We start from the raw sequence: 22,342 nt of genomic DNA, 5'->3' as shown, positions 1-22,342 counted from the left end.
GCTCACCAAAGAGGAACGCGGCGCTTGCTGCGCCGCGTGCCGCTTACGATTTCTGGCCTGCGGCCTTGTCCTGCTGGGCAGGTTCGGCCGGCTTGGCGCCGGGCTGCGGGGCGGATTCGGCGGGCTTGGCGGCGGGGGCTGCGGCACCCTCAGCGGGCTTGGCGCCAGGCTGCGCGGCTGGCGCGCCGCCCTGTTTCCATTGGCTGACCTGCACCGGCGCGCCGGGGCGGATCTTCTGGAAGCCCTCGACCACCACCACGTCGCCGGCCTTCAGGCCGCTGGTGATCAGCCAGTTGTTCTGGAAGGCGCCACCGGTGGTGACCGGCGACTGCGCAATCTTGTTGTCGCGCACCAGCATCAGGCTCTGCTTGCCGTCGGCCGTGCGTTGCAGCGCCTGCTGGGGAACCATCAGGGCAACGTCGTCAAAGCCCTGCTCCAGCCGGACGCGCACATACATGCCGGGCAGCAGGATGCCGTCGGGATTGGGGACTTCGGCCCGCAGGTTCACCTGGCCCGTGCTGGGATCCACGGTGATGCCCGTGAACAGCAGCTTGCCGGGGTGATCGTATTCGGAGCCGTCTTCGAGCACGACGGTGGCGCGGGCCGCGTCCTTGCCCACCTGCTGCAGCCGGCCGCTGGCAAAGGCGCGGCGCAGCGCGGCCAGGTCGGCGGTGGACTGCGTGAAGTCGACGTAGATGGGGTCCAGCTGCTGCACCGTGGCCATCTGCGTGGCGGAGGTGGATTCGACCAGCGCGCCTTCGGTGACCAGCGGCTTGCCGATGCGGCCGGTGATCGGCGAGGTGACGTCCGTGTAGCTCAGATTGATCGCGGCGTTGTCCTGCGCGGCCTTGGCGGCGGCGACGGTGGCGTCGGCCTGGCGGAAGGATGCCACGGCGTTGTCATATTCCTGCTTGCTGACGGCGTTGGCCTTGACCAGCGGGGCGTAGCGGTCGGCCAGCAGCTTGGCGCTGAACAGGTTGGCCTGCGCCTGCTTCAACTGCGCCGTTGCCTGATCGTAGGCGGCCTTGTAGGGCGCCGGATCGATCTTGAACAGCAGCTGGTTTTCTTTCACATCGCCGCCCTGCTCGAACGTGATGCGCTGCACGATGCCGGTGACACGGGCGCGGATCTGCGCGTCGCGCACGGCGTCCACGCGGCCGGGCAGTTCAGAGACGATGGGTGCGCGTTGCGGCTGCACGGTGACGACGCTGACCTGGGGCATGCCAGGATTCATCTGGGGCTTTTCACCACAACCCGCCAATATCAGCGCGAGGACGCCACCGGAAACAGCCAGACCCGAAAATCGTTTAGGCGAAAACCGCATTGAAACCCCCGCGTAGCGTAATGAATCGCGTCGTGAAATCGCGTCAGGAACCGCAGCAATCCGAACGTGCCAGGAGGCAGCGATCAAATCATGACCAAGCGTCACCAACGACACGTGAATAGCCCAGTAATGTAACTCAGATATTGGGGAAATCACGTACTTTCGGGCGGTTCGCGGGAACTTTCGGGAGTAATTCCGCAACAATTTTTAGCCGGTGGCGAGCTCCCGCAGATTGCCCAGGAATGCGTAGCCCACGCCATGCACCGTGTGCAAAGGCAGCCGTGCGCCCGCAAGGCGGACCTTGGTGCGAAGCCGGCAGATGGCGACGTTGAGCGACCGCATGTTCATGCCGCCACGCAAGGATTTCACTTCGCTGCGGGCCAGTTCGCGGCGCGGGTTCTTTAGCAGGCACGCAAAGCAGGCGCGCTCGACCTCGGTGAGATCCAGCCGCACACCGTTGGGCAGTTGTAGCGTCCAGCCCCAATAGAGCAGGCTCCACCAGCCGTCGACGGGTTCGTGCGCCTGGCTGGAAGACCACGGGCCGGGAGCCGTAACACCGGCAGCAACGACAGCCGTCATGCCAGGAGCCACGCCGGCAGAAACGCCAGCGTGAACGGAAGCAATACCGGGATCAGGAAAGGGAGCGTTCAAGGCGGATCTCCACCAGGACGGCCGGTGGCTCGCTTTGGGGCGGCCCGTCCCGGAACAAGGTTGCGGTTTGTCCCGGAAGGCTACCCTCACGGCGGGGTTCTGCGCCCGTCGCCGCTCATCTATCAGACCAATCCGACTTTTACGCCGCCGGATGATCCCGCCGCCCGCTACGAATGATGGGTGCCGTTGCGATGAATGTCGTGCGTGACGAAGCAGCTGTCCTGCGTCGGACGGGCCAGGATGCCCGGCTTTTCAAGCGTGCGGCGGATGTCCGTCAATCCCGACTCCCAGTGCTCGCGCATGGCTTCGGTGCCGAACTCGTAGTCCTTGGAGTACCGCTCGCGGTGCTTGGCCTCGTAGATGAGGTTGACGATGTTGGTGGCCGGCGTGTGCGAAAGCTTGCGGATGTCGGCCAGGTCCGGCGCGTCGCGTTCGCTTTCGGGCAGGCGCTCAAGCAGCCGCTGCAGTCCGTGGCGCAGTTTCAGCACGCGCCGCAGCTGATCGGTGACCAGGCGGGTGCGGCTGGAATACTGGATATCCTTTTGCCGCTCGGCCACCTCTTCGAGCGACGTGGGCAGATCGCCGCGCGCCGGCCAGAGATCGACCTGGAACGCGAGCGTGTCACGCATGTTTTCGGTGGTCAGCACCTGCGCCAGCGGCGTGTTGGAGACGACGCCGCCGTCCCAATAGTGCTCGCCGCCGATCTCCACCGACGGGAACCCCGGCGGCAAGGCGCCCGAGGCCATGACGTGCTCGGGACCGAGCGTGTGATGCAGGGTGTCGAAATACGCGAAGTTGCCCGAGCGCACGTTCACGGCGCCGAAGCTGGCCCGCACCGCGCCGCTGTTGAGCAGCTTGAAATCCACGAACTGGCGCAGCGTGTCGGCCAGCGGCGTGGTGTCGTAGAAGCTGGTGGAAGCGGCGCCGCGGCCCCGCACCAGATAGGGCGGCGGAAAGCGCGGCTTGAAGAAACCGGGCTGGCCGGTCAACAGGGCCTGCATTGCCGAGACCTGCCCGTTCATCGCGGGCGAGCCAAAGCCAAACGGCTGGCCCTCGAACATGCGGGTGAAGGCATCACCCCAGGGCAACGAGGCAAAACCGGTAGGCCGGCAGATACTTTCCCAGAAACCGCGCAGGCGGTCGACCCGCTCGTCTTCCGGGGATCCTGCGATGATGGCGGCGTTGATCGACCCGATGGAAATGCCGGAAATCCAGTTGGGCCGGATGCCGGCTTCGTGCAGGCCCTGGTACACCCCCGCCTGGTAGGAACCGAGCGCGCCGCCACCCTGCAGCACGAGCGCGACGGTATCGTAGGGCGGCGTATCGCCGGTGTCTTCGGCCAGGGCCTTGCGGCGAGCGGTCATGCGGCGTCCTCTATCGCTTGGTCTTGTCGGGCACCTGCGGCGTGCCGACGCCGGCGCGGAACGGGTATTTGGCGAAGACCTCCGCCACCACCTTGTCCACGTTCTCCGCCGAACCCGCGCTGTCGGGATTCTGGACCTCGCCCACGGCGACGCCCTCCCAGACCAGTTGCCGCCGCCGCGCATCCACCAGGTCGACGCTCAGCGTGCCTTCGGTGTATTGGTAGACGTCGTCGCCCCAGCCGTAGCCGGGCCAGCCGCCGTAGAAACCGGTGCGATACCCGTAATACGGGCCCATGGGCGCGAAGCCGGGCGTGACTTCGGTCTGCTGCTGGAGCTTGGCGCCGAAATTCAGAAGCAGGTCGGGATTGGTGGCGCTGTAGGTATAGCCGCGCATTTCCATCTGGCCGCGGGCCGCGCTCTTGAGCCGTTCGGTCAGCAGCGTGTTGTAGCCGGCCTTGTCCGTCCCCAGCGGAGACATGTAGCCGAACGTCTGATACTGCGCAAAATTTGCCTGGTGGTCGTAATCGCTCTTGACCGTTGGGCCTGAGGCGCAGGCCGCCAGAAATGCCGTCATGGAACCCGCCGTCAGCAATTTCAACGCTTTCATGTCGATCTCTCCGTGAGTTCAAGGCGACCACATAGTGCCGCGAAGCCATCAAAGTTTCAACAGAATCTCATTCGCAACCACCAAAATTCCAGGCAAGATCACGCGATGCCGCGCGTGCCGCCAAATTGGGGGTGCCTGTTCACCTGCGCGTCCGGACTGCCGTGGCGCCGTGCAGGACGACTTCCACGCCGCGCAGGATCACTTCCCTAACGCCCCGCGTGCCGGGTCCATTACACTTCCGGTCGCTTCCGGCCATCCCTACAGACACGCCCATGCTTGAACTCGACGGCTCCATTTGGTTTCGCTCCGGCGCCCAGACCTGGGGCGGCAAGAACCGCATTGATCTGCTGGCGCAGATCGACGCGACCGGATCGATCACGGCGGCGGCGCGCGCCGTGGGCATGAGCTACAAGGGCGCGTGGGACGCCATCGACGCCATGAACAACCTGGCCGGCGAACCGCTGGTGCTGCGCGCGGCGGGCGGCAAGGGCGGCGGCGGCACGCAGCTGACGGACCGGGCGCGCCGCCTGATCACGACCTTCCGGGCGCTTGAAGTCGAACACCGCAAGTTCATGGACAACCTGACGCGCGCGGGGCTGGATGCCAGCGGCGACATCGACCTGATGAGGCGTTTCATGCTCAAGACCAGCGCACGCAACAAGTTTCTGGGCACCGTCATCGAGATCCGCGAGGGCGCCGTCAACGATGAAGTGGTGCTGCGCATTGCAGGCGGCCACACGGTCACGGCCACCATCACCCGTGAAAGCACCAAAGAGCTGGGCCTCGCGCCCGGCAAGGAAGCCATCGCGCTGGTCAAGGCGTCGTCGGTCATCGTCGGCGCGCCCGGGCCGGGACTGCGCCTGTCGGCCCGCAATCAATTGCAGGGTCGCATCACCGACCTGCGCCCAGGCGCCGTCAACAGCGAAATCCTGATTGCCATGGACGGCGGCGCCACGCTGGCCGCCATCGTCACGAACGAGAGCGCGGCGGACTTGAAGCTGGATGTCGGCGCCGAGGCGGTGGCGATCTTCAAGGCGTCCAGCGTGATTCTTGGCGTGCTGGACTGACGCCGGCAATCGCGGCGGCCTTCACCCAAGTCTGGCCGTCACGCGAATCAGGCCTTCACCGTGTTGTTTACAGCCCCACGTTCTCGTCGTGGCGCCCCACCCTGCCCTCACGCACCTCGAACACCTCGTCGGCCAGGGCCTCCACGTCCGCGGGATCGTGCGTGATCAGCAGCATCGGCACATCCAGCTGCCGCTGCAACGCATCCAGTTCCTGCCGCATCTTGCCGCGCAACTGCGAGTCCAGCGCGGAAAACGGTTCGTCCAGCAGCAGGATGTCGGGCTGCAGCATCAGCGCCCGCGCCAGCGCGACGCGCTGCTTCTGCCCGCCCGAAATCTCATTGGGATAGCTGCCGACGATGGCGCCCAGTTCAAAAGCGTCCACCCAGCGCTGCGCCTCGCGCGTCACCTCGCGGCGTGGCGGATTGAGCCAACCGCCGCGCAGGCCGAATGCGATGTTCTGCGCCACGGTCAGATGGGGAAACAGCGCGTAGTCCTGAAACAGATACGCCACGCGGCGCGAGCGCGCCGGCAGGTTGATGCCCGACTCGCCGTCGAACAGCACCCGTCCATTGATGACGATGCGCCCGGCGTCGGGGCGCAGCAATCCGGCCACGGCCCGCAAGGTCAGGCTCTTGCCCGCGCCCGAGGGCCCGAACAGCGCGATGCGTTTGGCGGCCGACTTGAATTGCACGTCGAGTTCAAATTTGCGGTCGCCCGACACCATATGCTTGCGCACGGCAAGGTCGATACTCATCGCCCGCCTCCGTTGCGCTGGCCAGCGCCGATGGGCACCAGCTTGCCGGCAGCCAGCAGCACGACGATGCAGGTGATGGATGTGACCAGCACCAGCATGTTGGCGGTGGCGTCATCGCCCGCCTGCACCGCTTCGTAGATGGCGACCGACAGCGTCTGCGTGCGGCCCGGCAGGTTGCCGGCGATCATCAACGTGGCGCCGAATTCGCCCAGCGCCCGCGCAAACGCCAGCAGCACGCCGGCCGCGATGCCGCGGGCAGCCAGCGGCAAGGTGACGCGAAAGAACACGCCCGCCTCGCCCACGCCCAGCACGCGCGCCGCGTTTTCAAGCTGGCCATCCACGTTTTCAAACGCGGCACGCGCCGACTTGAACACCAGCGGAAAAGCCACCACCGACGCCGCGATCACGGCGCCCTGCCACGTGAAGACCAGCTCGATATTCCAGCGCGCCAGCGTCTCGCCGATGATGCCGCGCCGGCCCAGCAGCACCAGCAGGTAGTAACCCAGCACGGTCGGCGGCAGCACCAGCGGCAGCGTCAGGATAGCGTCCAGCAGGTCGCGGCCGGGCCAGCGCCAGCGCGACAGGCCGTACGCCGCAGCCGTGCCGGCCACGGTCGCCAAAAGCGTCGCCCAACCGGCCACTTTCAGGGAAAGCAGCAGCGGGACCCAGACCGGATCACTCATCAATACCTACGATTCAACAAAGACTCAGGGCTTCTGAAAGCCGAAACGCGACAGTATCGCCTGCCCGGCGGGCGACATGACATAGGCCACGAAGCTTTCGGCCTCCTTGGCCGCGGCCTCGCGCGTGGTCAACGCAATGGGATAGGTCACGGGCGTGGTCGACGGCACGCGCACGGCGACATTGACCTTGCCCGGCATGATGGCTGCGTCGGTCGCGAACACGAAGCCCGCATCGACCTCACCGCGCGCCACGTAGTCCAGGCTTTGGCGCACGTTCTGCGCCAGCACGCTCTTGGCCTGCACGGCGTCCCACAGCCCCTCGGCCTGCAGCGCGGCCTGCGTATAGCGGCCGACCGGCACCGAGGCCGGATTGCCGTAAGCAATGCGCTTGACCTCGTCACGCTCCAGGTCCTTGAGCGACTTGATGCCCGCCTTGCTGTCGGTCGGAACGATCAGCACGATCTGGTTGGCCGCGAAGTCCACGCGGGTGGCGGGCTTGACGGCCTTTTCCTCGATCGCCTTGTCCATCGCCTTCTGGTCGGCGGACGCGAATACATCCGCGGGCGCGCCCTTCACGATCTGCTGCAAGAGCACGTCGGAGGCGCCGAAGTTCAGGACCACCTTGGTGCCGGCATGTTCCTTTTCAAAGCCCTGCGCCACTTCCTTGAAGGCATTGGTCAGGCTGGCGGCGGCCGACACCACGATTTCTCCGGCGCTGGCATTGGCGCTCCATGCGGCGGCGAGCGCCAGGGTCAGCGCCACGAGCGGGCGTTTGTGCAACATGTATTTCTCCTGTGGATGGCGGCGTGTCAGGATCGAAATATATCCAGGTATATAACGGTCGTCAATTTCGCTTGCCACAGGGGTTTATGAAATATCAAGGGAGACGCCGGGCGGCGGAATCAGCCGCGGTCGACAGTGGTGACGTGAACGGACTCGGGCGCCAGCGCAACGCGCAGAAAGCCCAACGCGGTTTCGGGCCGGGCCGCGCCGCACATGAAGATGTCCAGGGCCGCGAAGCAGTGCTCCGGCCAGGAATGGATGCTGATATGGGATTCGCTGAGCAGGATCACGCCGGTTACCCCCGCCCCTTCCCCGAAATGATGGAAATGGGTGCTCAGCACCTGCGCCCCGGCCGCGCGCGCCGCCGCGGTCATGTGCCGTTCCAGCGCCTGCGCGTCGGTCAGGAGGTCTGGCGCCACGCCGCGTAAGTCCGCCAGCACGTGCCGGCCGGGTGTCCCGTACACGGTCACTTGTGGGATCCGCCCGAGGACCAGCCCGAGCCGCCCGAGGAGCTGCTGCCCCAACTGCTGCTACTGCTGCCGCCGCCCAGGCGCGTGCCCGGCGCACTGGCGCTGGTGGTGGCCAGTACGACCACCATCGCGTACATGGCATACAACAACTTGCCCTTCATCTATTCGTCCTCGCCTGTCAGCATGTCGGCCAGCATGGCCGGTAGCCAGAGAAACACCATCCCGATCAGAACCGGAATGAAGCGGCCGGCAAAAATATTGTTGAAGTTCAGGAACACCATCGCGATCAGCGCGCCCTTGGCCCATTTGCGATAGCCGCCCCCGCCCTTGGCCGACGCCACCCGCATCGCCTTCTGGCGATTAAGCTCCGGGCGGTCGAACCACTGGGCCAGTTGCGCCGGCGACACCGGCGCCGACGCCGACCAGCCCAGTTCCTTGTCGGCCAGTTCGCGGGTCAGCTTCAACGTGCCGACCTGGTAATCCGTGATCTGCGTGCTGTCGCCCACCTTGACGCGCCAGTTGAACGCGCCCAGCGCCATTTCAACGCGCGAGGTGTAGTCGTACAGCTTCTGGTACACCCGGTTGCGCCAGCGCACGCTGGTGGCGTTGTTGTGGCTGGGCCAGGTGTCGCAGACCTGCACGCGTTCCCAACCCTCGTCGGACTCCACCAGCCAGACGAACCCCTTGACCGGGTTGAACAGCAGGTATTCCATCCAGCTTGAAGGTTCTTCGGGATCGGGATCGGCGCACTTCATCAGGCCGATCAGCGTGAAGTCGGCGCCTTCCATCTTGGCGACCGAGCCCAGCGGCAGCGTGGCGCGGATCTTCTGCACCTTGCGCGCCTTTTCGATGACCTCAGCCGTGGGGCCCGAGCAATCGACGGCGGCGGCGCACGACGGGCAAACGACATTCGTGGCCATGGCGGCCACGAAGGAGATCGGCGCGCCGCAGTTCGGGCAGTCCAGCGCCTTGATCTGGCCGCGGAAGCGTCCCGCGGTTTCCTCGACCTGTTCTTTGGTGCGCAACGAGCCCGCCTGCATGGCGGACAGGTCGAACGCCTTGCCGATATAGAGTTCGGGCTGCGGACCGTCGGAGAAATCCAGCGTCAGGAACGCGTCCAGGCTGCGGTAGTCGGCCACCTTGGCCTGCCAGCCGTCGCCCGGCACGAAGGGCAGCTCGCCCTGCGCGCCGCCTGCCTGGCTGGTGCGCACGTCCGCCGCCACGAAGCGCTGGCCGTCGAGTTTCAGCTCGTCGCCGGGCGAGATGCTGTCGAACGCCGGCATCTCCTGTACGGACTTGACCTTGCGGCGTCGCGTGACGGCATACTGGCCCGAGGCGTCCGACAGCCAGCCGTCGGATGCGTCATCGAACCACACGTACCACTCGTTCCAGAAACCCTCGTCAAAGCGCATCTGGATGCGGCCGATGACGTCAAAGCGCTTGCCGTCATAGGTGCCCGTCGCGCCCAGGCACAGCGGCGAATAGTCCTCAAGGACGTCGGCCGCCTCGCCGATGCGCCTGACCGACTCGGCATCCTTGAGCAAGGTGCTGCGGCAGGCGCCGCAGACCGCCATGACGGAGGCCGCGGACGTGAACTTGACTGGGGCGCCGCACTGCGGACACAGAACCTGCTGCATGGGGCCTTAGCTGGTGAGTTTCTTCAGCACCTCGGCCTTGGCCGAGTCGTAGTCCGCCGCCGTGATGAGGCCCTTGTCCAGCAGGTCTTTCAATTGCTGCAGGCGCTGCACCGGATCGGCCTGCGCGGGCTGAGCGGCGGGTTGTTGCGGCTGCTGCTGCGGCTGCTGTTGGGCCGGCTGCTGTTGGGCCGGCTGCTGCGGCTGGCCCTGAGATACGCCCAGCCCCTGCGCCATCGTCTGGCCCAGCGCCGCACCGGCCGCCAGGCCCGCGCCGATGCCGGCAATGCCGCCTTCGTTCTGCGCGGCCAGCGGAATCGACGACGCGGTTTGGTACTGCGTGAACTTGCCCAGGTCGCCGGCCATGCCCATCGAGATCCGGGTGTCCAGCGCCTTCTGCAGTTCCTCGGGCAACGACACGTTCTCGACCGTGAAGTTGTCCAGCTTGACGCCGTAGCGGTCGAACACGGGCGCGAGCTGTTCGGCGATGCTCTGCGACATCAGGCCCTGGTTGCCGGCGATGTCCAGGAACGGCACCTTGGAACTGCCCAGGGCGGTCGTCATGGCGGCCACGACCATATTGCGCAGTTGCGCTTCAAGGTCGTCCACCGTGTACACGTCGCGCGTGCCGCTGATTTCGCGGTAGAACTTGCCGGGATCGGAGATCTGGTACGAATACACGCCAAACGCACGCAGGCGCACCATGCCGAATTCGCTGTCGCGCAACGTCACCGGCTGCGCCGTGCCCCAGCGCCGGCCCAACTGCAGGCGGGTGCTGAAGAAGATGACGTCCGACTTGAAGGGCGACTCGAACAGCTTGTCCCAGTTCTTCAGGTAGGTCAGGATCGGCAGCGTCTGCGTCGTCAGCTTGTACATGCCGGGGCCGAACACGTCGGCCACCTTGCCTTCGTTGACGAACACCGCCATCTGCGATTCCCGCACGGTCAGGCTGGCGCCGTACTGGATTTCGAAATCCTGCATCGGATGGCGCCAGGCGAGCACGCCGTCGCGATCCTCGTTCCATTGCAGGATGTCGATGAACTGCTTGCGAATGAATGAACCGAGACTCATGGAAAGTCCTCCTGTGTCAGATCGGAGAGTGCGCGCCGCTCAGGTCAGGCAGGCGGCGTTGACGATGCCGGCCGACAGCGAAATCGCGCCGATCAGGCCGCCCATGGCGATGTTGTTTTCGGCGATGGCGTCGGTCATGCCGCGTATGGCCTTGGACACCACCGCGTAAACGACGATCTGCACGATCATCGCCGCCACGCCCCAGACCACGAACATGACGAAGCTGGCGTGGACCGCGATGCTGGAACACAGGGTCAGGCTGAAGCCGACCAGCGCGCCGCCATAGGACAGGGCGGCGGCAATGTTGCCCTCGCGGATGAGGTCGAATTCCTTGTAGTGCGTGATGGCCGTGTAGACCGCCGTAAAAACGCCCAGCATGACAAGCGCCGAGACGATATAGATCAGATAGGTCACCGCCGGATGCATTGCTTCTCCCATTGCCAGCCTCCCAATTGCGCGCAGTATATACGTCGCGTTCGATATACTGCGAACGCATTTTTTGGCTCGGACACTCCCATGCGCGACCGCGTTCTCATTCTCTCGGTATTGATCGTTGCGTCCTGCGGGTTGGGCTACGAGCTCATCAGCAGCGCGCTCGCCAGCTATTTGCTTGGGGATTCGATCCTTCAGTTCTCCTCCGTGATCGGGTGCTATCTCTTCGCGATGGGCATCGGTTCATGGTTGTCAAAATATGTAAGAGACGAAGACGTTCTGAATCGCTTCATCGACGTAGAACTGCTGGTGGCGTTGTTGGGCGGCGTGTCGGCCGCCGTCCTGTTCCTGGTGTTCGCGTGGTTGTCCGCGCCCTTTCGCGCGGCGCTGTATGTCGGCGTCTTTATCATCGGACTGATGGTCGGCATGGAGATCCCGCTGGTGATGCGGGTCTTCAACCAGCGCAAGGCCGAATTCCGCGAAATCGTCAGCCGCGTGCTGACCTTCGACTACCTGGGCGCGCTGGCCGTGTCGCTGGTGTTCCCATTGCTGCTGGCGCCCAAGCTGGGGCTGCTGCGCACCAGCTTCCTGTTCGGCATCCTGAACGCCAGCGTCGCGCTGTGGACCACGTGGCTGTTCCGCGCCGAAGTCACCCGCCCCGGCGAAAAAGCCGTGCGCGCCGGCGTGGTGCTTGGGATTCTGGGCCTGGGATTCGTCTATTCCGGCAGCATGACCGCCTGGGCCGAAAAAGGCCTGTATGGCGACGACATCATCCACGCCGAGACCACGCAGTATCAGCGCCTGGCCGTGACGCGCTGGCACGATGACCTGCGCCTGTACATCAACGGCAACCTGCAGTTCTCGTCGCGCGACGAGCACCGGTATCACGAATCGCTGGTGCATCCCGGCCTGCAGGTGCTGCCGTGGGCGCGCAACGTGCTGGTGCTGGGCGGCGGCGACGGCCTGGCCGTGCGCGAGATCCTGAAATACAGGAACGTCGAGCACGTCACGCTGGTGGATCTGGATCCGGCCATGACGAATCTGTTTTCGCGTTCGGACCCGCTGGTCGCGCTGAACGCGGGCGCGCTCAAGGACCCGCGCGTCACCGTCATCAATGACGACGCGGGGCGGTGGCTGGAGACACACGCCGAGGTCTACGACTTCATCGTGGTGGACTTTCCCGATCCGTCCAACTTCGGTTTGGGACGGCTGTATTCCGTGCCGGTCTATCACCTGATGGCGCGGCATCTGGCGGAAAACGGCTACATGGTCGTGCAGTCCACCTCGCCCTACTTCGCGCCGCGTTCGTTCTGGAGCGTGGACGCAACCCTGAAGGAAGCGGGCCTGAACACCTGGCCTTATCACACCTACGTGCCGTCGTTCGGCGACTGGGGTTTCATCCTGGCCAGCAAGCGGCGCGACTACGCACCGCCCGAAAAAATCACCGTGCCCACGCGCTATCTGGACGCCGTCACCGTGCGCGAGCTCTTTCACTTTCCCGCCGACATGCCGGCGCTGGCCATGCCGCCGAACCGCCTGAACGAACAATCGCTCGTGCGCTACTTCGACGAGGACTGGCGCAAGGTCATCCGCTGATGCGGCGCCGCAGCTTCCTGTTGGGCGCTGCCACGGCCGCCGCGGCGGGCTCGGTCGGCTATTGGCGCGCGCGCGTCGTCGAGACGACGCCCGACGTGCACTATCCCGGCATGCAGGCCGGCCACGCGCTGCGCGACAAGGCGGCCCTGCCGCAGCCGTCGGCCACGCGGCAGCATCAGGTTGCGATCCTGGGCTCCGGAGTGGCCGGGCTGTCGTGCGCCTGGAAACTGGCCCGAGAAGGCTTCACCGATTTTGTCGTGGTGCAGGGCCCCGAATTCGCGGGCAACGCCGCGGCGGGCGTGCGCGATGGGCTGGACTATCCGCTGGGCGCGCACTACCTGCCGTTGCCCTCGCTCGCGTCCGCCCACGTGCGTGAAATGCTGGCCGACTTCGGAATCATCGAGCGCGGCGCGGGCGACGCGCGTCCCTACTACGACGAAGCCGTCCTGGTGCATTCCCCGCAGGAAAGACTGCTGCGCAACGGGCGCTGGGAAGAACACCTGCTGCCGATGACGGACGTGCCGGATGCCGACGCCGCCCAGCACCAGCGCTTTCTGGCGCTGGTCGATCAGCTGCGCACGCAGGTCGGCAGCGACGGCCGCAAGGTGTTCTGCATCCCGCTCGATCTATCGTCGCGCGATCCGGCGTGGCGCGCGCTGGATGCGCTGACATTCAAGGACTGGCTGGCGCGTGAAGGCTATACCTCGCCCGCGCTGCATTGGTATCTGAACTACTGCTGCCGGGACGACTACGGCGCGGGGCTTGAGGTGGTCTCCGCTTGGGCGGGGCTGCATTACTTTGCCAGCCGCGACGGCCATGCCGCCAATGCCGGCGAAGGCGCCGTGTTGACCTGGCCGGGCGGGCTGGCGACGCTGGCCGAACGGATGCGCGCGGCCATCACGCAAAAGCTCGGCCACGCAGACTGGCTGCTGCCGGGCACGGCGGTCCGTATCGAGGAACTGGCCACCGGCCCGCGCGTCCTATGCATCCAGACTTCGGCCGATGGCGCCGCCCGCGCCTATGCCTTGCAAACCCGCCGCACCGTCTGCGCCATGCCGCTCTTCGTCGCGCAACGCCTGCTGCCGGACCTCCGCGCGTACGGCTACGACCCGGCCACGCACGCCGCGCCGCACGCGGCCTGGATGGTGTCGAACTTCGTCATGGACGGCTATCCGCTGGAAGCGCCGGGCGAGCCGCTGTCGTGGGACAACGTCGTCTACGAAGGCCAGGCGCTGGGCTACGTCGTGTCCACCCATCAATTGCTGCGCGTGGCGCGTACGCCGCGCAGCGTGTTCACCGCGTATCACGCGCTGAGCGGCCAGACGCCGCGGGCCGCGCGCGAATGGCTGACACACGCCAGCCCGCAAGACCTGCGCGACGTGGCCGCGGTGGATCTGGTGGCGGCGTATGGCAAGGAGTTCTGGCGCAATGCGCGCCAGTTGGAGATCACGGTGCGCGGCCACGCCATGGCTACGCCGGTGTGCGGCTACCTGTCCAATCAGGGCCTGGCTGCCCTGCGTGCCGTGGACGGTCCGGTGCTGTTCGCGCACGCCGACCTGTCGGGGTATTCGGTTTTTGAAGAAGCCTCATGGTGGGGCGTGACGGCAGCAGCGCGTATTCTGGGCGGCCATCGACAAGGATGAGACAAGACATGGGTAATCACGTCGTTGTGCTGGGCGCCGGCATCGTCGGCGTCTGCTGCGCGCTGGAACTGCAGCGGCGCGGCATGTCGGTCACGCTTGTGGATCGACAGGCACCCGGGATGGAAACGTCGATGGGCAACGCCGGGGTGCTGGCCCGCAGTTCACTGATGCCGTTCAATCACCCTGGCCTCTGGGGACAACTGCCGCGTCTCTTGAAGAACGACACCGTCCAGTTCCGATACCGCTGGCCCTACCTGGCGTCGAACCTGGGCTGGGCAGCGCGATTCATGATGAGCGCGCGGCCGTCCGTCTTCCAGGAAACTGCCCGCGCGTTGGACGGCCTGATCCGGCTGTCCGCGCCCGAACACCTGAAGCTGCTGGATGAAAGCGGCGCGCGCCACCGGCTGCGCGACACCGGCTGGATCTTCCTGTACCGCACGGCGGCGGCCTGGAACGCGGGCGCATTGGCGCGCCGCACCTTCGCGCAGTACGTCGTGCCGACCCGCGAACTGAACCCTGCGGAACTTGCCGAGGTCGAACCCGCCCTGTCGCCGATCTTTCACCGCGCGTTGTGGATTCAGGGTTCGTATTCGGTGGATGATCCGCACGAGGTCGTCGCCGCGTACGCCTGCCTGTTCCAGCGCGAGGGCGGCACGTTCAAACGGATGGACGCCGCCGCCATCCGCCGCGACGCCAATGGCTGGGCGGTGCAAGGGACAAGCGCATCGGAATCGGTGTCGGCCGACCGGCTGGTCGTCGCGCTGGGACCGTGGTCCAAGGCGTTGCTCAAGACCACCGGCATCGACCTGCCCATGGCGTTCGAACGCGGGTATCACATGCATTACAACGGCCGCGGCGGCGTACGCGTCACCCGTCCTGTTTACGACACGGGCGGCGGCTACGTGCTGTCGCCCATGGCGCGCGGCCTGCGCCTGTCGACGGGCGTCGAGCTGAACGCTTGCGAGGCGCCCGCGCGTCCCGAGCAGCTGGATCTGGCGGAACAGCGCGCCCGCGAGGCCTTCCCGCTGGGCGACCGGCTGGACGCCGCCGCCTGGCTGGGCCGCCGCCCCACCCTGCCCGACAGCCGCCCGATGATCGGCGAAGCGCCGCGCCATCCCGGCCTGTGGCTGGCGCTGGGGCACCAGCACATCGGCTTCAGCACCGCGCCGGGCACGGCAAAGGTGCTGGCGGAACTGATGCTGGACGGTGCGGCGGCGTCGCGCCACGCGGCCTTCCGGCCCGGCCGGTTCATCTAGGCAAACGCGGTCCTTGAAGGACCGCGTTGTTGACCGCGCTATTTACCGCGCCTTTTCGACTTCAGCCCAACAAAAGCGCATCGTCTGACAGCTTCTCGCCCCGCACCCGCTCGAACATGGCCAGCAGGTCCGGCACGTCCATGCCGCGGCGCTCGTCGCCGGACACGTCCAGCACGACCTGGCCCTGGTGCAGCATGACGGTGCGGTCGCCGACATCCAGCGCCTGGCGCATGCTGTGCGTGACCATCATGGTGGTGAGCTGGTTTTCCGCCACGATGCGCGCCGTCAGTTGCAGCACGAAGTCCGCGGTGCGCGGGTCGAGCGCGGCGGTGTGCTCATCCAGCAGCAGGATGCGCGAGGGTTGCAGCGCCGCCATCAGCAGGCTGACCGCCTGGCGCTGGCCGCCGGACAACAGGCCGATGCGGTCGGTGAGGCGGTTTTCCAGGCCCAGACCCAGCGTGGCAAGGCGCTCGCGAAAGCCCGCTTTCATCGAGGCCTTTACGGCGCGGCTATAGCCGCGCGAGGCGCCGCGCATCTGCGCCAGCGCCATGTTTTCCTCGATGGTCAGGTCTTCGCAGGTGCCCGCCATCGGGTCCTGAAACACGCGGGCCACGCTGCCGGCGCGCGCCCACACGGGCTTGCGCGTCACGTCCACACCATTGATGTCGATGCGTCCCGAATCGATGGGCAGGTCGCCCGACACGGCATTCAGGAACGTGGACTTGCCCGCGCCGTTGGAACCGATCACGGTGACGAACTGGCCCGACGGGATTTCCAGCGTGAGGCCGCGCAGGGCGCGGGTCTCGATGGGCGTACCCGCGTTGAAGGTGATTTTCAGGTCTTTTGCGGACAACATATCAGCGCCCCTTCTTGCCGACCAGGCGGCGCTTGAGCATGGGGATGACCAGGGCGATCGTGACGAGCACCGCGGTGACGAGGTTCAGGTCCTGCGCCTTCAGGCCGATAAAATCGCTGTTGAGCGCCAGGGCGATGAAGAAGCGGTAGACGATAGCGCCGATGATGACGGCCAGCGTGGCCAGCACCAGCTTGCGCGACGGCAGGATGCTTTCGCCGACGATCACTGCGGCCAGGCCGATCACGATGGTGCCGATGCCCATCGAGATGTCCGAACCGCCTTGCGTCTGCGCGAACAGCGCGCCGGCCAGTGCCACCAGCGCGTTCGACAGCGCCATGCCGCCCAGGATCATGCGGCCGGTGTTCACGCCTTGCGCGCGGGCCATGCGGCCGTTGGAACCGGTGGCGCGCACGGCCAGGCCGGTTTGCGTCGCGAAGAACCAGTCCAGCGCCAGCTTGCAGAGAATGACGATGACGATCAGCAGCAGCGGGCGGGCGACATAGTCGGAAATCCACGCAGGCTGCAGGATCGTGAACACGGTGGGTTCGGTGATCAGCGGCACGTTGGGCTTGCCCATGATGCGCAGGTTGATCGAATACAGCGCGATCATCATCAGGATGCTGGCGAGCAGATCCATGATCTTAAGCTTGACGTTCAGCCAGCCCGTGACCAGCCCGGCTGCGGCGCCCGCGATCGTGGCGATGATGGTGGCGGAAAACGGATCGGTGCCCGAGGCGATCAGCGTCGCACAGACCGCGCCGCCCAGCGGAAAGCTGCCGTCCACGGTCAGGTCCGGGAAGCGCAGCAGGCGAAAGGAGATGAACACGCCCAAGGCCACCAGACTGAAGATCAAGCCGATCTCCAGCGCGCCTAACAACGAGAACAATGACATGGGTCAGATCCAATCAAGATAAGAAACGAGCATATTAAAGAAGTGAAACGTACGATTTCTTGCGTTCGCGGGTCAGTTTTACCCGAGCTTTCGCAATGAACGTTTCCCGGCATGGATTTTCTCTCGTTTCCCGCCCGCGTGCCTACGCGCCGGCGCTGCCAGCGAAAGCACGAGACCTGTCAAGGAAGCAACAGCGCCGGGCCGCGAGCATCTTGTGAACGCTGCCGCCCTGTGAAACATCGGGTAAGCACACCACGAAAAACGCAAGAAAAACCCCGCGCACGCCGGATAGGCATGGCGGGGCCGATTTCGCGCCGTATTATTTCACGACCACCGCGGCGGACTTGATCAGCGCCTCGGGCAGGGTCACGCCCTGCTTGGCGGCCGCGCCCGGATTCACGTACAGCTCGAGCTTGGAGCTGGTTTCGGACGGAATCGCGCCGGGCTTCTCGCCCTTCAGGATGCGCACGACGACCTTGCCGGTCTGCACGCCCAGATCACGGTAGTTGATGCCCAGGGCGGCAATGCCGCCGCGCTTGACGCTGTCGGTATCCGACGCGATCAGCGGGATCTTGGCGTCGTTGCCCACCTTGACCAGCGACTCATAAGCCGACACGACGTTGTTGTCGGTGTTGGTGTAGATGACGTCGACCTTGCCGATCAGGCTGCGGGCGGCGGACGCCACGTCCACCGAGCGCGGGGCGGCGGCTTCGACCAGGCTCATGCCCGACTTGGGCAGGATTTCCTGGAGTTTCTTGACGACGACGACCGAGTTGGCCTCGCCCGGGTTGTAGACGATGCCGACGCGCTTGGCGTTGGGCAGGATTTTCTTGATGAGCTCAACCTGCTTGTCCAGCGCCAGCAGGTCAGACACGCCGGTCACGTTGGTGCCCGAGGCGTCCATGCTGGACACGAGTTGCGCGGCAACCGGATCGGTCACGGCGGAATACACCACCGGCACGTCCTTGGTGGCGGCAACGACAGCCTGCGCCGACGGCGTGGCGATCGCGACGATGGCGTCCGGGCGGTCGCCGACGAACTTGCGGGCGATCTGCGCGGCCGTGCCGTTGTTGCCTTGCGCGCTTTGATACTGCCACTTCAGGTTCTTGCCCGGCTCGTAGCCGGCTTGCTTGAGGGCGTCTTGCACCCCGTCACGCACGGCGTCCAGCGCCGGATGCTCGACGATGGCGGTCACCGCGACGGACTTTTGCTGCGCGGCGACCGGCGCGGCGATGGCCATCGCCAGCGCCATCGCGCCAACCGTCAGAAAATGTTTTTTTCCGATCAGCATATGTTTGCTCCTTGAACCCTGGTGTTGCTTGTTGAATTTGCCGGTTTCTTCATGGCGGGCGCGGATTTTTGATCCGTTTGTCCTGCCACAAAGCCGTATAGTCTAACGTGCCGTCCACCAAATGGACTTGCGGGGAATCCCTGTAATGGTGCATCCATACAGGCTCGCCCCGACCCGGGGCAGCGGCGTGAATATACTGACAACCGCCGGGCAAACGCCGTTCATCCCGTTCCGCGTGCCCGCCGACGGCATCCCGAGGCCACCATGATCAAACGCGCACTGGGCCGATCCGGCCTGCAGGTTCCCCCGCTCACTTTCGGCGGCAACGTCTTCGGCTGGACCGTCGACGAGGCCGGCACCTTTTCTTTGCTGGATGCGCTGGTGGACGCCGGCCTGAATTTCATCGACACGGCCGACATGTACTCGCGCTGGGTCCCCGGCAACAAGGGTGGCGAATCCGAAACCCTGATCGGCAAGTGGCTCAAGCGATCGGGCAAGCGCGACCAGGTGCTGATCGCCACCAAGGTCGGCATGGAGATGGGGCCGGGTCAGAAAGGCCTGTCGCCCGCCTACATCCGCCGCTCGCTGGACGCATCGCTGGCGCGCCTGCAGACGGACTACGTCGACCTGTACCAATCGCACCAGGACGACCCGGACACGCCGCTGACCGACACGCTGGCCGAATACGCCAAGCACATCGAAGCCGGCAAGGTGCGCGCGATCGGCGCGTCCAACTACACGGCGGTGCGGCTGTCGGAAGCCCTGATCGCCAGCGAGCGGCACAGCCTGCCGCGCTACGAAAGCATCCAGCCCGAGTACAACCTGTACACCCGCGAACCCTTCGAATCCGGTCTGCAAAGCCTGGTGAAGACCCAGCAGATGGGCACGATCAATTACTTCGCGCTGGCAAGCGGGTTTCTCAGCGGAAAGTACCGCGGTCCCGAAGATGCAGGCAAGAGCGCGCGCGGCAAGAAGATCGTGGACACGTATCTGAATGATCGCGGCTACCGCATCCTGAAGGCGCTGGACGAGGTGGCCGAGGACGCCGGCTGCACGCCCGCGCAGGCTGCGTTGGCCTGGCAGATCGCGCAGCCGGGCATTACGTCGCCCATCGTCAGCGCCACGTCGCTCGCCCAGCTGGACGAGCTGGTCAAGGCCGCCAGCCTGACGCTGACGCGCGACCAGCTGGCCCGGCTGAGCCAGGCCAGCGATTGGCGCTGAGGTTGCTTAGTTCAGCCGCTTAGTCCAACTGCTTAGTCCAACGTGACGCCGGAGTCCTTGACGACCTTGGCCCAGCGCTGGACTTCGCTGTCGACGAACTTGCCGAACTCGGCGCCGGTCAGCGTGGGCACGCCCGTGCCGTTGCCCGCCCAGGTCTCCTTCAGCTTGGGCGTATTCAGCGCTTTCGTGATCTCGGCGGCCATTCTTTCCGTGGCTTCCTTCGGCGTGCCCGCGGGCGCCCAGATCGCATACCAGGTCGACACCACGTAGTTCGGCACGCCGGCTTCGGCAGCCGTGGGCACGTCGGGCAGGGATTGCGAACGCTCCGTGGCGGCCACCGCCAGCGGCTTGATCGCGCCGGCGCGGATGTGCCCGGCCGACGAGCCCAGCCCATCAAACGCCAGATCCACCTGACCGCCGATCAGCGCCGACAGCATGGGACCCGCGCCCTGATACGGCACGTCCACCAGCTTGACCCCCGTCTGCATGGCGAACAGCTCGCCGGCCAGGTGGTGCGTGCTGCCCTTGCCTGCCGTGCCGAAGTTGATTTCGCCGGGGCGTTTCTTTGCGTAGTCGATGAACTCCTGCAAGGTCTTGACCGGCAGCTTGCTTGCGTTGATGACGACGACCTGCGGCGGCTGCGCCACCAGGGCGACCGGCACGAAATCCTTCTGGATGTTGTAGCTCAGGCTCTTGTACAAGGAAGGGGCCAGCGCATGGTGCGCGCCGCCCATGAAGAACGTGTAGCCGTCGGGCTTGGCCTTGGCCGCCACGCCGGCGCCCACAGTGCCGCCCGCGCCGCCCTTGTTGTCGATGACCACCGTCTGGCCAAGCTGCGTGGTGAGCTGCGCGGCCAGCGGACGGGCGAACGTGTCCGTGCCGCCGCCGGCGGGAAACGGAACGATCAGCGTGATGGGGCGTTCGGGCCATTGCGCGGCGGCAACGCCGCCGAAACCCAGGGCTGCCACGGCGAACACGGCCGCGGTGGTGGTGCGATAAGTCATTTTGTCTCCTCTTGCTGCATCGGGGGACGGCGCCTGTTTTCTGGCGTCTCGTCGCTGAGATATTTTTTTCTTCTGAATGCGGCGGGCAGGTCTTATCGGGGCATTGGATGGGGATGCTTCTCCTTGGCTGCGGTAAATGAACGCGGTGAAAGAATGCGGTGATAAAAAAGCCGGCCCCGCGGGGACCGGCTTCGGTATCGACTACAGCGCCTTGTAAGTGTCGCGAAGCACGTTCTTCTGAACCTTGCCCATCGTATTGCGCGGCAGCTGGTCGATGATATGAACGCGCTTGGGCACCTTGAAGTTGGCGATGCGGCTCTTCAACTCCGCCTGCATGGCCGAGGCGTCCAGCGTCGCGCCGTCCTTGGGCACCACCACCGCCACGACGGCCTCGCCGAAGTCCGGATGCGGCACGCCGATCACCGCCGACTCCGACACGCCCGGCATGTCGTCGATGAGCGTCTCGATCTCCTTGGGGTACACGTTGTAGCCGCCGGAGATGATCAGGTCCTTGCTGCGGCCGACGATCGACAGATAGTCGTCGGGCGCCGTGCGGCCAGCGGACTCGCCGCCCCAGCGGCCCACGTCGCCGGTCTTGAACCAGCCGTCGTCGGTGAATTCTTCGCGCGTCTTTTCCGGCATGCGCCAGTAGCCCGAGAACACGTTGGGACCGCGCACCTGCACGTTGCCGATCTCGCCGGGTGCGAGCGGCTTGCCGGCGTCGTCGACCACCCGGACATCCACACCCGGCAAGGCGCGGCCGACGGTGCCCGCCAGGCGCTCGCCCAGCGCGGCGTCGTACGGGTTGGAGGTCAGCATGACGGTTTCGCTCATGCCGTAGCGCTCAAGAATGGGATGGCCGCTGCGTTCCTTGAAGTCGGAGAACGTTTCGGCCAGCAGCGGCGCGGAGCCCGAGATGAACAGGCGCATGTTGGCGCAGACGCCCCGATTGAAGCGCGGATCGGCCAGCAGACGCACGTAGTAGGTCGGCACGCCCATCATCACGGTGCTTTGCGGCAGATAATGCAGCGCCTGGTCGGCGTCCAGCTTGGGCAGCCAGATCATCCGGGCGCCCGCCAGCAGCGCGCCGTGCGACGCGACGAACAGGCCGTGGACGTGGAAGATCGGCAGCATGTGCAGCAGCACGTCGTCCTCGCGCCAGCCCCAGTATTCGTGCAGGGTGCGCGCGTTGGCCGCCAGGTTGCCGTGCGAGAGCATCGCGCCCTTGCTGCGGCCCGTGGTGCCCGACGTGTACAGGATGGCGGCCAGGTCGTCCGGCTTGCTTTCAACGGTCTTGAACGTCTGCGACAGGCCGCCGGCCGCGTCCAGCAGCGTGCCGGTGCGGTCCTCGTCCAGCGTGAAAACGTGCGGGCAGTTGGCCTTGTCGGCGGCGCGCTTGACCCAGTCCAGGTTCTTGCTGGCGCAGACCACGACGGACGGCTCGGCGTTGCCCAGGAAGTACTCGATTTCGGATTCGCGGTACGCGGTGTTCAGCGGCAGGTACACGAGGCCGGCGCGCAGCGTGGCCAGGTACAGCAGCAGCGCCTCGGGCGACTTTTCGACCTGCACGGCGACGCGCGCGCCGTCGGGCAGGTTCAGCGATTGCAGCAGGTTCGCCAGGCACGCGGTCGCGCGGTCGATGTCGTCCCAGGTGTATTGGAGGTCGGGCGTTTCCAGCGCGACTTTGCTGCGGTCTTTGGGAAAGCCGCCTTGCAGGACAGCGTATAGGTTGGCGTTGCTCAC

General features: G+C 65.8%; 22 protein-coding genes. 5 read left to right on the top strand and 17 right to left on the bottom strand.

Going from position 1 to position 22,342, the window contains the following annotated elements; genetic code table 11:
* Positions 1 to 43: 43 nt before the first annotated feature.
* The 4 genes from B2W22_RS15080 to B2W22_RS15065 all read right to left on the bottom strand — a co-directional run bounded on the left by B2W22_RS15080 (position 44) and on the right by B2W22_RS15065 (position 3,946).
* Positions 44 to 1,324, bottom strand: a complete 1,281-nt coding sequence (locus B2W22_RS15080; RefSeq protein WP_286938429.1) for an efflux RND transporter periplasmic adaptor subunit — start codon at positions 1,322 to 1,324, stop codon at positions 44 to 46.
* Between the two features lie 207 nt (positions 1,325 to 1,531).
* Positions 1,532 to 1,903 carry a helix-turn-helix domain-containing protein gene (locus B2W22_RS15075; RefSeq protein ID WP_175123629.1) on the bottom strand — a complete coding sequence of 124 codons (372 nt, stop codon included), beginning with the start codon at positions 1,901 to 1,903 and terminating at the stop codon, positions 1,532 to 1,534.
* 239 nt (positions 1,904 to 2,142) lie between these two features.
* The gene (locus B2W22_RS15070) at positions 2,143 to 3,339 is read right to left on the bottom strand and encodes a patatin-like phospholipase family protein (RefSeq protein WP_175123630.1); all 1,197 of its coding nucleotides are present in this window, start codon (positions 3,337 to 3,339) and stop codon (positions 2,143 to 2,145) included.
* A gap of 10 nt (positions 3,340 to 3,349) precedes the next feature.
* Entirely contained in the window at positions 3,350 to 3,946 is a 597-nt protein-coding gene (locus B2W22_RS15065) for a DUF4136 domain-containing protein (RefSeq protein ID WP_175123631.1), read from the bottom strand.
* Positions 3,947 to 4,218: 272 nt separating this feature from the next.
* On the opposite strand from B2W22_RS15065, the gene B2W22_RS15060 reads away from it, so the two are divergent.
* Complete coding sequence (locus B2W22_RS15060) at positions 4,219 to 5,013, top strand: TOBE domain-containing protein (protein WP_175123632.1); 795 nt, start codon at positions 4,219 to 4,221, stop codon at positions 5,011 to 5,013.
* Positions 5,014 to 5,080: 67 nt separating this feature from the next.
* Here the strand turns inward: B2W22_RS15060 and B2W22_RS15055 are convergent, their stop codons facing one another.
* The 8 genes from B2W22_RS15055 to B2W22_RS15020 all read right to left on the bottom strand — a co-directional run bounded on the left by B2W22_RS15055 (position 5,081) and on the right by B2W22_RS15020 (position 10,834).
* Positions 5,081 to 5,767 carry a sulfate/molybdate ABC transporter ATP-binding protein gene (locus tag B2W22_RS15055; RefSeq protein WP_286938425.1) on the bottom strand — a complete coding sequence of 229 codons (687 nt, stop codon included), beginning with the start codon at positions 5,765 to 5,767 and terminating at the stop codon, positions 5,081 to 5,083.
* Positions 5,764 to 6,450: a molybdate ABC transporter permease subunit gene (gene modB, locus B2W22_RS15050; RefSeq protein WP_175123634.1), complete on the bottom strand. Its 687-nt coding sequence runs from the start codon at positions 6,448 to 6,450 to the stop codon at positions 5,764 to 5,766. Before modB ends, B2W22_RS15055 begins: the two co-directional genes overlap by 4 nt.
* 24 nt (positions 6,451 to 6,474) lie before the next feature.
* On the bottom strand, positions 6,475 to 7,233 hold the full coding sequence (gene modA, locus B2W22_RS15045; RefSeq protein ID WP_286938422.1) for a molybdate ABC transporter substrate-binding protein: 759 nt from the start codon (positions 7,231 to 7,233) through the stop codon (positions 6,475 to 6,477).
* A gap of 119 nt (positions 7,234 to 7,352) precedes the next feature.
* Positions 7,353 to 7,703 (bottom strand): adenosylmethionine decarboxylase, encoded by a 351-nt coding sequence (speD, locus tag B2W22_RS15040; protein ID WP_286938421.1) that lies wholly within the window; start codon positions 7,701 to 7,703, stop codon positions 7,353 to 7,355.
* Positions 7,700 to 7,864, bottom strand: a complete 165-nt coding sequence (locus B2W22_RS15035) for a hypothetical protein (protein ID WP_175123637.1) — start codon at positions 7,862 to 7,864, stop codon at positions 7,700 to 7,702. Before B2W22_RS15035 ends, speD begins: the two co-directional genes overlap by 4 nt.
* On the bottom strand, positions 7,865 to 9,340 hold the full coding sequence (locus B2W22_RS15030) for a DUF4178 domain-containing protein (protein ID WP_286938419.1): 1,476 nt from the start codon (positions 9,338 to 9,340) through the stop codon (positions 7,865 to 7,867).
* 6 nt (positions 9,341 to 9,346) lie between these two features.
* Complete coding sequence (locus B2W22_RS15025; protein WP_286938417.1) at positions 9,347 to 10,408, bottom strand: SPFH domain-containing protein; 1,062 nt, start codon at positions 10,406 to 10,408, stop codon at positions 9,347 to 9,349.
* Between the two features lie 39 nt (positions 10,409 to 10,447).
* The gene (locus B2W22_RS15020) at positions 10,448 to 10,834 is read right to left on the bottom strand and encodes a DUF350 domain-containing protein (protein WP_175123704.1); all 387 of its coding nucleotides are present in this window, start codon (positions 10,832 to 10,834) and stop codon (positions 10,448 to 10,450) included.
* A 90-nt stretch (positions 10,835 to 10,924) separates the two neighbouring features.
* Here B2W22_RS15020 and B2W22_RS15015 point away from each other — a divergent pair, with 90 nt between their 5' ends.
* From B2W22_RS15015 to B2W22_RS15005, 3 genes are read left to right on the top strand one after another with little or no spacing between them, the layout of a single operon-like run.
* Entirely contained in the window at positions 10,925 to 12,436 is a 1,512-nt protein-coding gene (locus tag B2W22_RS15015) for a polyamine aminopropyltransferase (RefSeq protein ID WP_286938415.1), read from the top strand.
* Complete coding sequence (locus tag B2W22_RS15010; RefSeq protein ID WP_286938412.1) at positions 12,436 to 14,079, top strand: NAD(P)/FAD-dependent oxidoreductase; 1,644 nt, start codon at positions 12,436 to 12,438, stop codon at positions 14,077 to 14,079. Before B2W22_RS15015 ends, B2W22_RS15010 begins: the two co-directional genes overlap by 1 nt.
* A gap of 8 nt (positions 14,080 to 14,087) precedes the next feature.
* Entirely contained in the window at positions 14,088 to 15,335 is a 1,248-nt protein-coding gene (locus B2W22_RS15005; protein ID WP_286938409.1) for an NAD(P)/FAD-dependent oxidoreductase, read from the top strand.
* Positions 15,336 to 15,396: 61 nt separating this feature from the next.
* Here B2W22_RS15005 and B2W22_RS15000 read toward each other — a convergent pair whose 3' ends face one another.
* From B2W22_RS15000 to B2W22_RS14990, 3 genes are all read right to left on the bottom strand, one after another.
* Positions 15,397 to 16,191, bottom strand: coding sequence for an ABC transporter ATP-binding protein (locus B2W22_RS15000; RefSeq protein ID WP_175123643.1), 795 nt, complete (start codon positions 16,189 to 16,191; stop codon positions 15,397 to 15,399).
* Position 16,192: 1 nt separating this feature from the next.
* A complete protein-coding gene (locus B2W22_RS14995) occupies positions 16,193 to 17,083 on the bottom strand; it encodes an ABC transporter permease (protein WP_056563113.1) in 891 nt (296 codons plus the stop codon).
* A 319-nt stretch (positions 17,084 to 17,402) separates the two neighbouring features.
* Entirely contained in the window at positions 17,403 to 18,374 is a 972-nt protein-coding gene (locus B2W22_RS14990) for an ABC transporter substrate-binding protein (protein ID WP_056563116.1), read from the bottom strand.
* Between the two features lie 264 nt (positions 18,375 to 18,638).
* Between B2W22_RS14990 and B2W22_RS14985 the strand changes: the two genes are divergently transcribed.
* Positions 18,639 to 19,595 carry an aldo/keto reductase gene (locus B2W22_RS14985; protein WP_286938407.1) on the top strand — a complete coding sequence of 319 codons (957 nt, stop codon included), beginning with the start codon at positions 18,639 to 18,641 and terminating at the stop codon, positions 19,593 to 19,595.
* 32 nt (positions 19,596 to 19,627) lie between these two features.
* On the opposite strand, the gene B2W22_RS14980 is transcribed toward B2W22_RS14985, so the two are convergent.
* A complete protein-coding gene (locus B2W22_RS14980) occupies positions 19,628 to 20,599 on the bottom strand; it encodes a Bug family tripartite tricarboxylate transporter substrate binding protein (RefSeq protein WP_286938406.1) in 972 nt (323 codons plus the stop codon).
* Between the two features lie 201 nt (positions 20,600 to 20,800).
* Positions 20,801 to 22,342: a malonate--CoA ligase gene (locus B2W22_RS14975; protein WP_286938405.1), complete on the bottom strand. Its 1,542-nt coding sequence runs from the start codon at positions 22,340 to 22,342 to the stop codon at positions 20,801 to 20,803.

It is taken from the genome of Achromobacter sp. UBA4530, assembly GCF_002388205.1.
Classification (GTDB): Bacteria; Pseudomonadota; Gammaproteobacteria; order Burkholderiales; family Burkholderiaceae_B; genus Achromobacter; species Achromobacter animicus.
The sequence above is the reverse complement of the archived record's forward strand: the minus strand, read 5'-3'. Positions and strand labels throughout refer to the sequence as shown.

Excerpts from the sequence above, each read along its gene's own strand:
- B2W22_RS14980 (WP_286938406.1), bottom strand. The coding sequence starts at position 20,599 with ATGACTTATCGCACCACCACCGCGGCCGTGTTCGCCGTGGCAGCCCTG.
- B2W22_RS15030 (WP_286938419.1), bottom strand. The coding sequence starts at position 9,340 with ATGCAGCAGGTTCTGTGTCCGCAGTGCGGCGCCCCAGTCAAGTTCACG.
- B2W22_RS15010 (WP_286938412.1), top strand. The coding sequence starts at position 12,436 with ATGCGGCGCCGCAGCTTCCTGTTGGGCGCTGCCACGGCCGCCGCGGCG.
- B2W22_RS14995 (WP_056563113.1), bottom strand. The coding sequence starts at position 17,083 with ATGTCATTGTTCTCGTTGTTAGGCGCGCTGGAGATCGGCTTGATCTTC.
- B2W22_RS15015 (WP_286938415.1), top strand. The coding sequence starts at position 10,925 with ATGCGCGACCGCGTTCTCATTCTCTCGGTATTGATCGTTGCGTCCTGC.
- B2W22_RS15025 (WP_286938417.1), bottom strand. The coding sequence starts at position 10,408 with ATGAGTCTCGGTTCATTCATTCGCAAGCAGTTCATCGACATCCTGCAA.
- B2W22_RS15065 (WP_175123631.1), bottom strand. The coding sequence starts at position 3,946 with ATGAAAGCGTTGAAATTGCTGACGGCGGGTTCCATGACGGCATTTCTG.
- B2W22_RS15070 (WP_175123630.1), bottom strand. The coding sequence starts at position 3,339 with ATGACCGCTCGCCGCAAGGCCCTGGCCGAAGACACCGGCGATACGCCG.
- B2W22_RS15080 (WP_286938429.1), bottom strand. The coding sequence starts at position 1,324 with ATGCGGTTTTCGCCTAAACGATTTTCGGGTCTGGCTGTTTCCGGTGGC.
- B2W22_RS14990 (WP_056563116.1), bottom strand. The coding sequence starts at position 18,374 with ATGCTGATCGGAAAAAAACATTTTCTGACGGTTGGCGCGATGGCGCTG.
- modA (WP_286938422.1), bottom strand. The coding sequence starts at position 7,233 with ATGTTGCACAAACGCCCGCTCGTGGCGCTGACCCTGGCGCTCGCCGCC.
- B2W22_RS14985 (WP_286938407.1), top strand. The coding sequence starts at position 18,639 with ATGATCAAACGCGCACTGGGCCGATCCGGCCTGCAGGTTCCCCCGCTC.
- B2W22_RS15060 (WP_175123632.1), top strand. The coding sequence starts at position 4,219 with ATGCTTGAACTCGACGGCTCCATTTGGTTTCGCTCCGGCGCCCAGACC.
- B2W22_RS15075 (WP_175123629.1), bottom strand. The coding sequence starts at position 1,903 with ATGACGGCTGTCGTTGCTGCCGGTGTTACGGCTCCCGGCCCGTGGTCT.
- modB (WP_175123634.1), bottom strand. The coding sequence starts at position 6,450 with ATGAGTGATCCGGTCTGGGTCCCGCTGCTGCTTTCCCTGAAAGTGGCC.
- B2W22_RS15055 (WP_286938425.1), bottom strand. The coding sequence starts at position 5,767 with ATGAGTATCGACCTTGCCGTGCGCAAGCATATGGTGTCGGGCGACCGC.
- B2W22_RS15035 (WP_175123637.1), bottom strand. The coding sequence starts at position 7,864 with ATGAAGGGCAAGTTGTTGTATGCCATGTACGCGATGGTGGTCGTACTG.
- B2W22_RS15005 (WP_286938409.1), top strand. The coding sequence starts at position 14,088 with ATGGGTAATCACGTCGTTGTGCTGGGCGCCGGCATCGTCGGCGTCTGC.
- B2W22_RS15020 (WP_175123704.1), bottom strand. The coding sequence starts at position 10,834 with ATGCATCCGGCGGTGACCTATCTGATCTATATCGTCTCGGCGCTTGTC.
- B2W22_RS15000 (WP_175123643.1), bottom strand. The coding sequence starts at position 16,191 with ATGTTGTCCGCAAAAGACCTGAAAATCACCTTCAACGCGGGTACGCCC.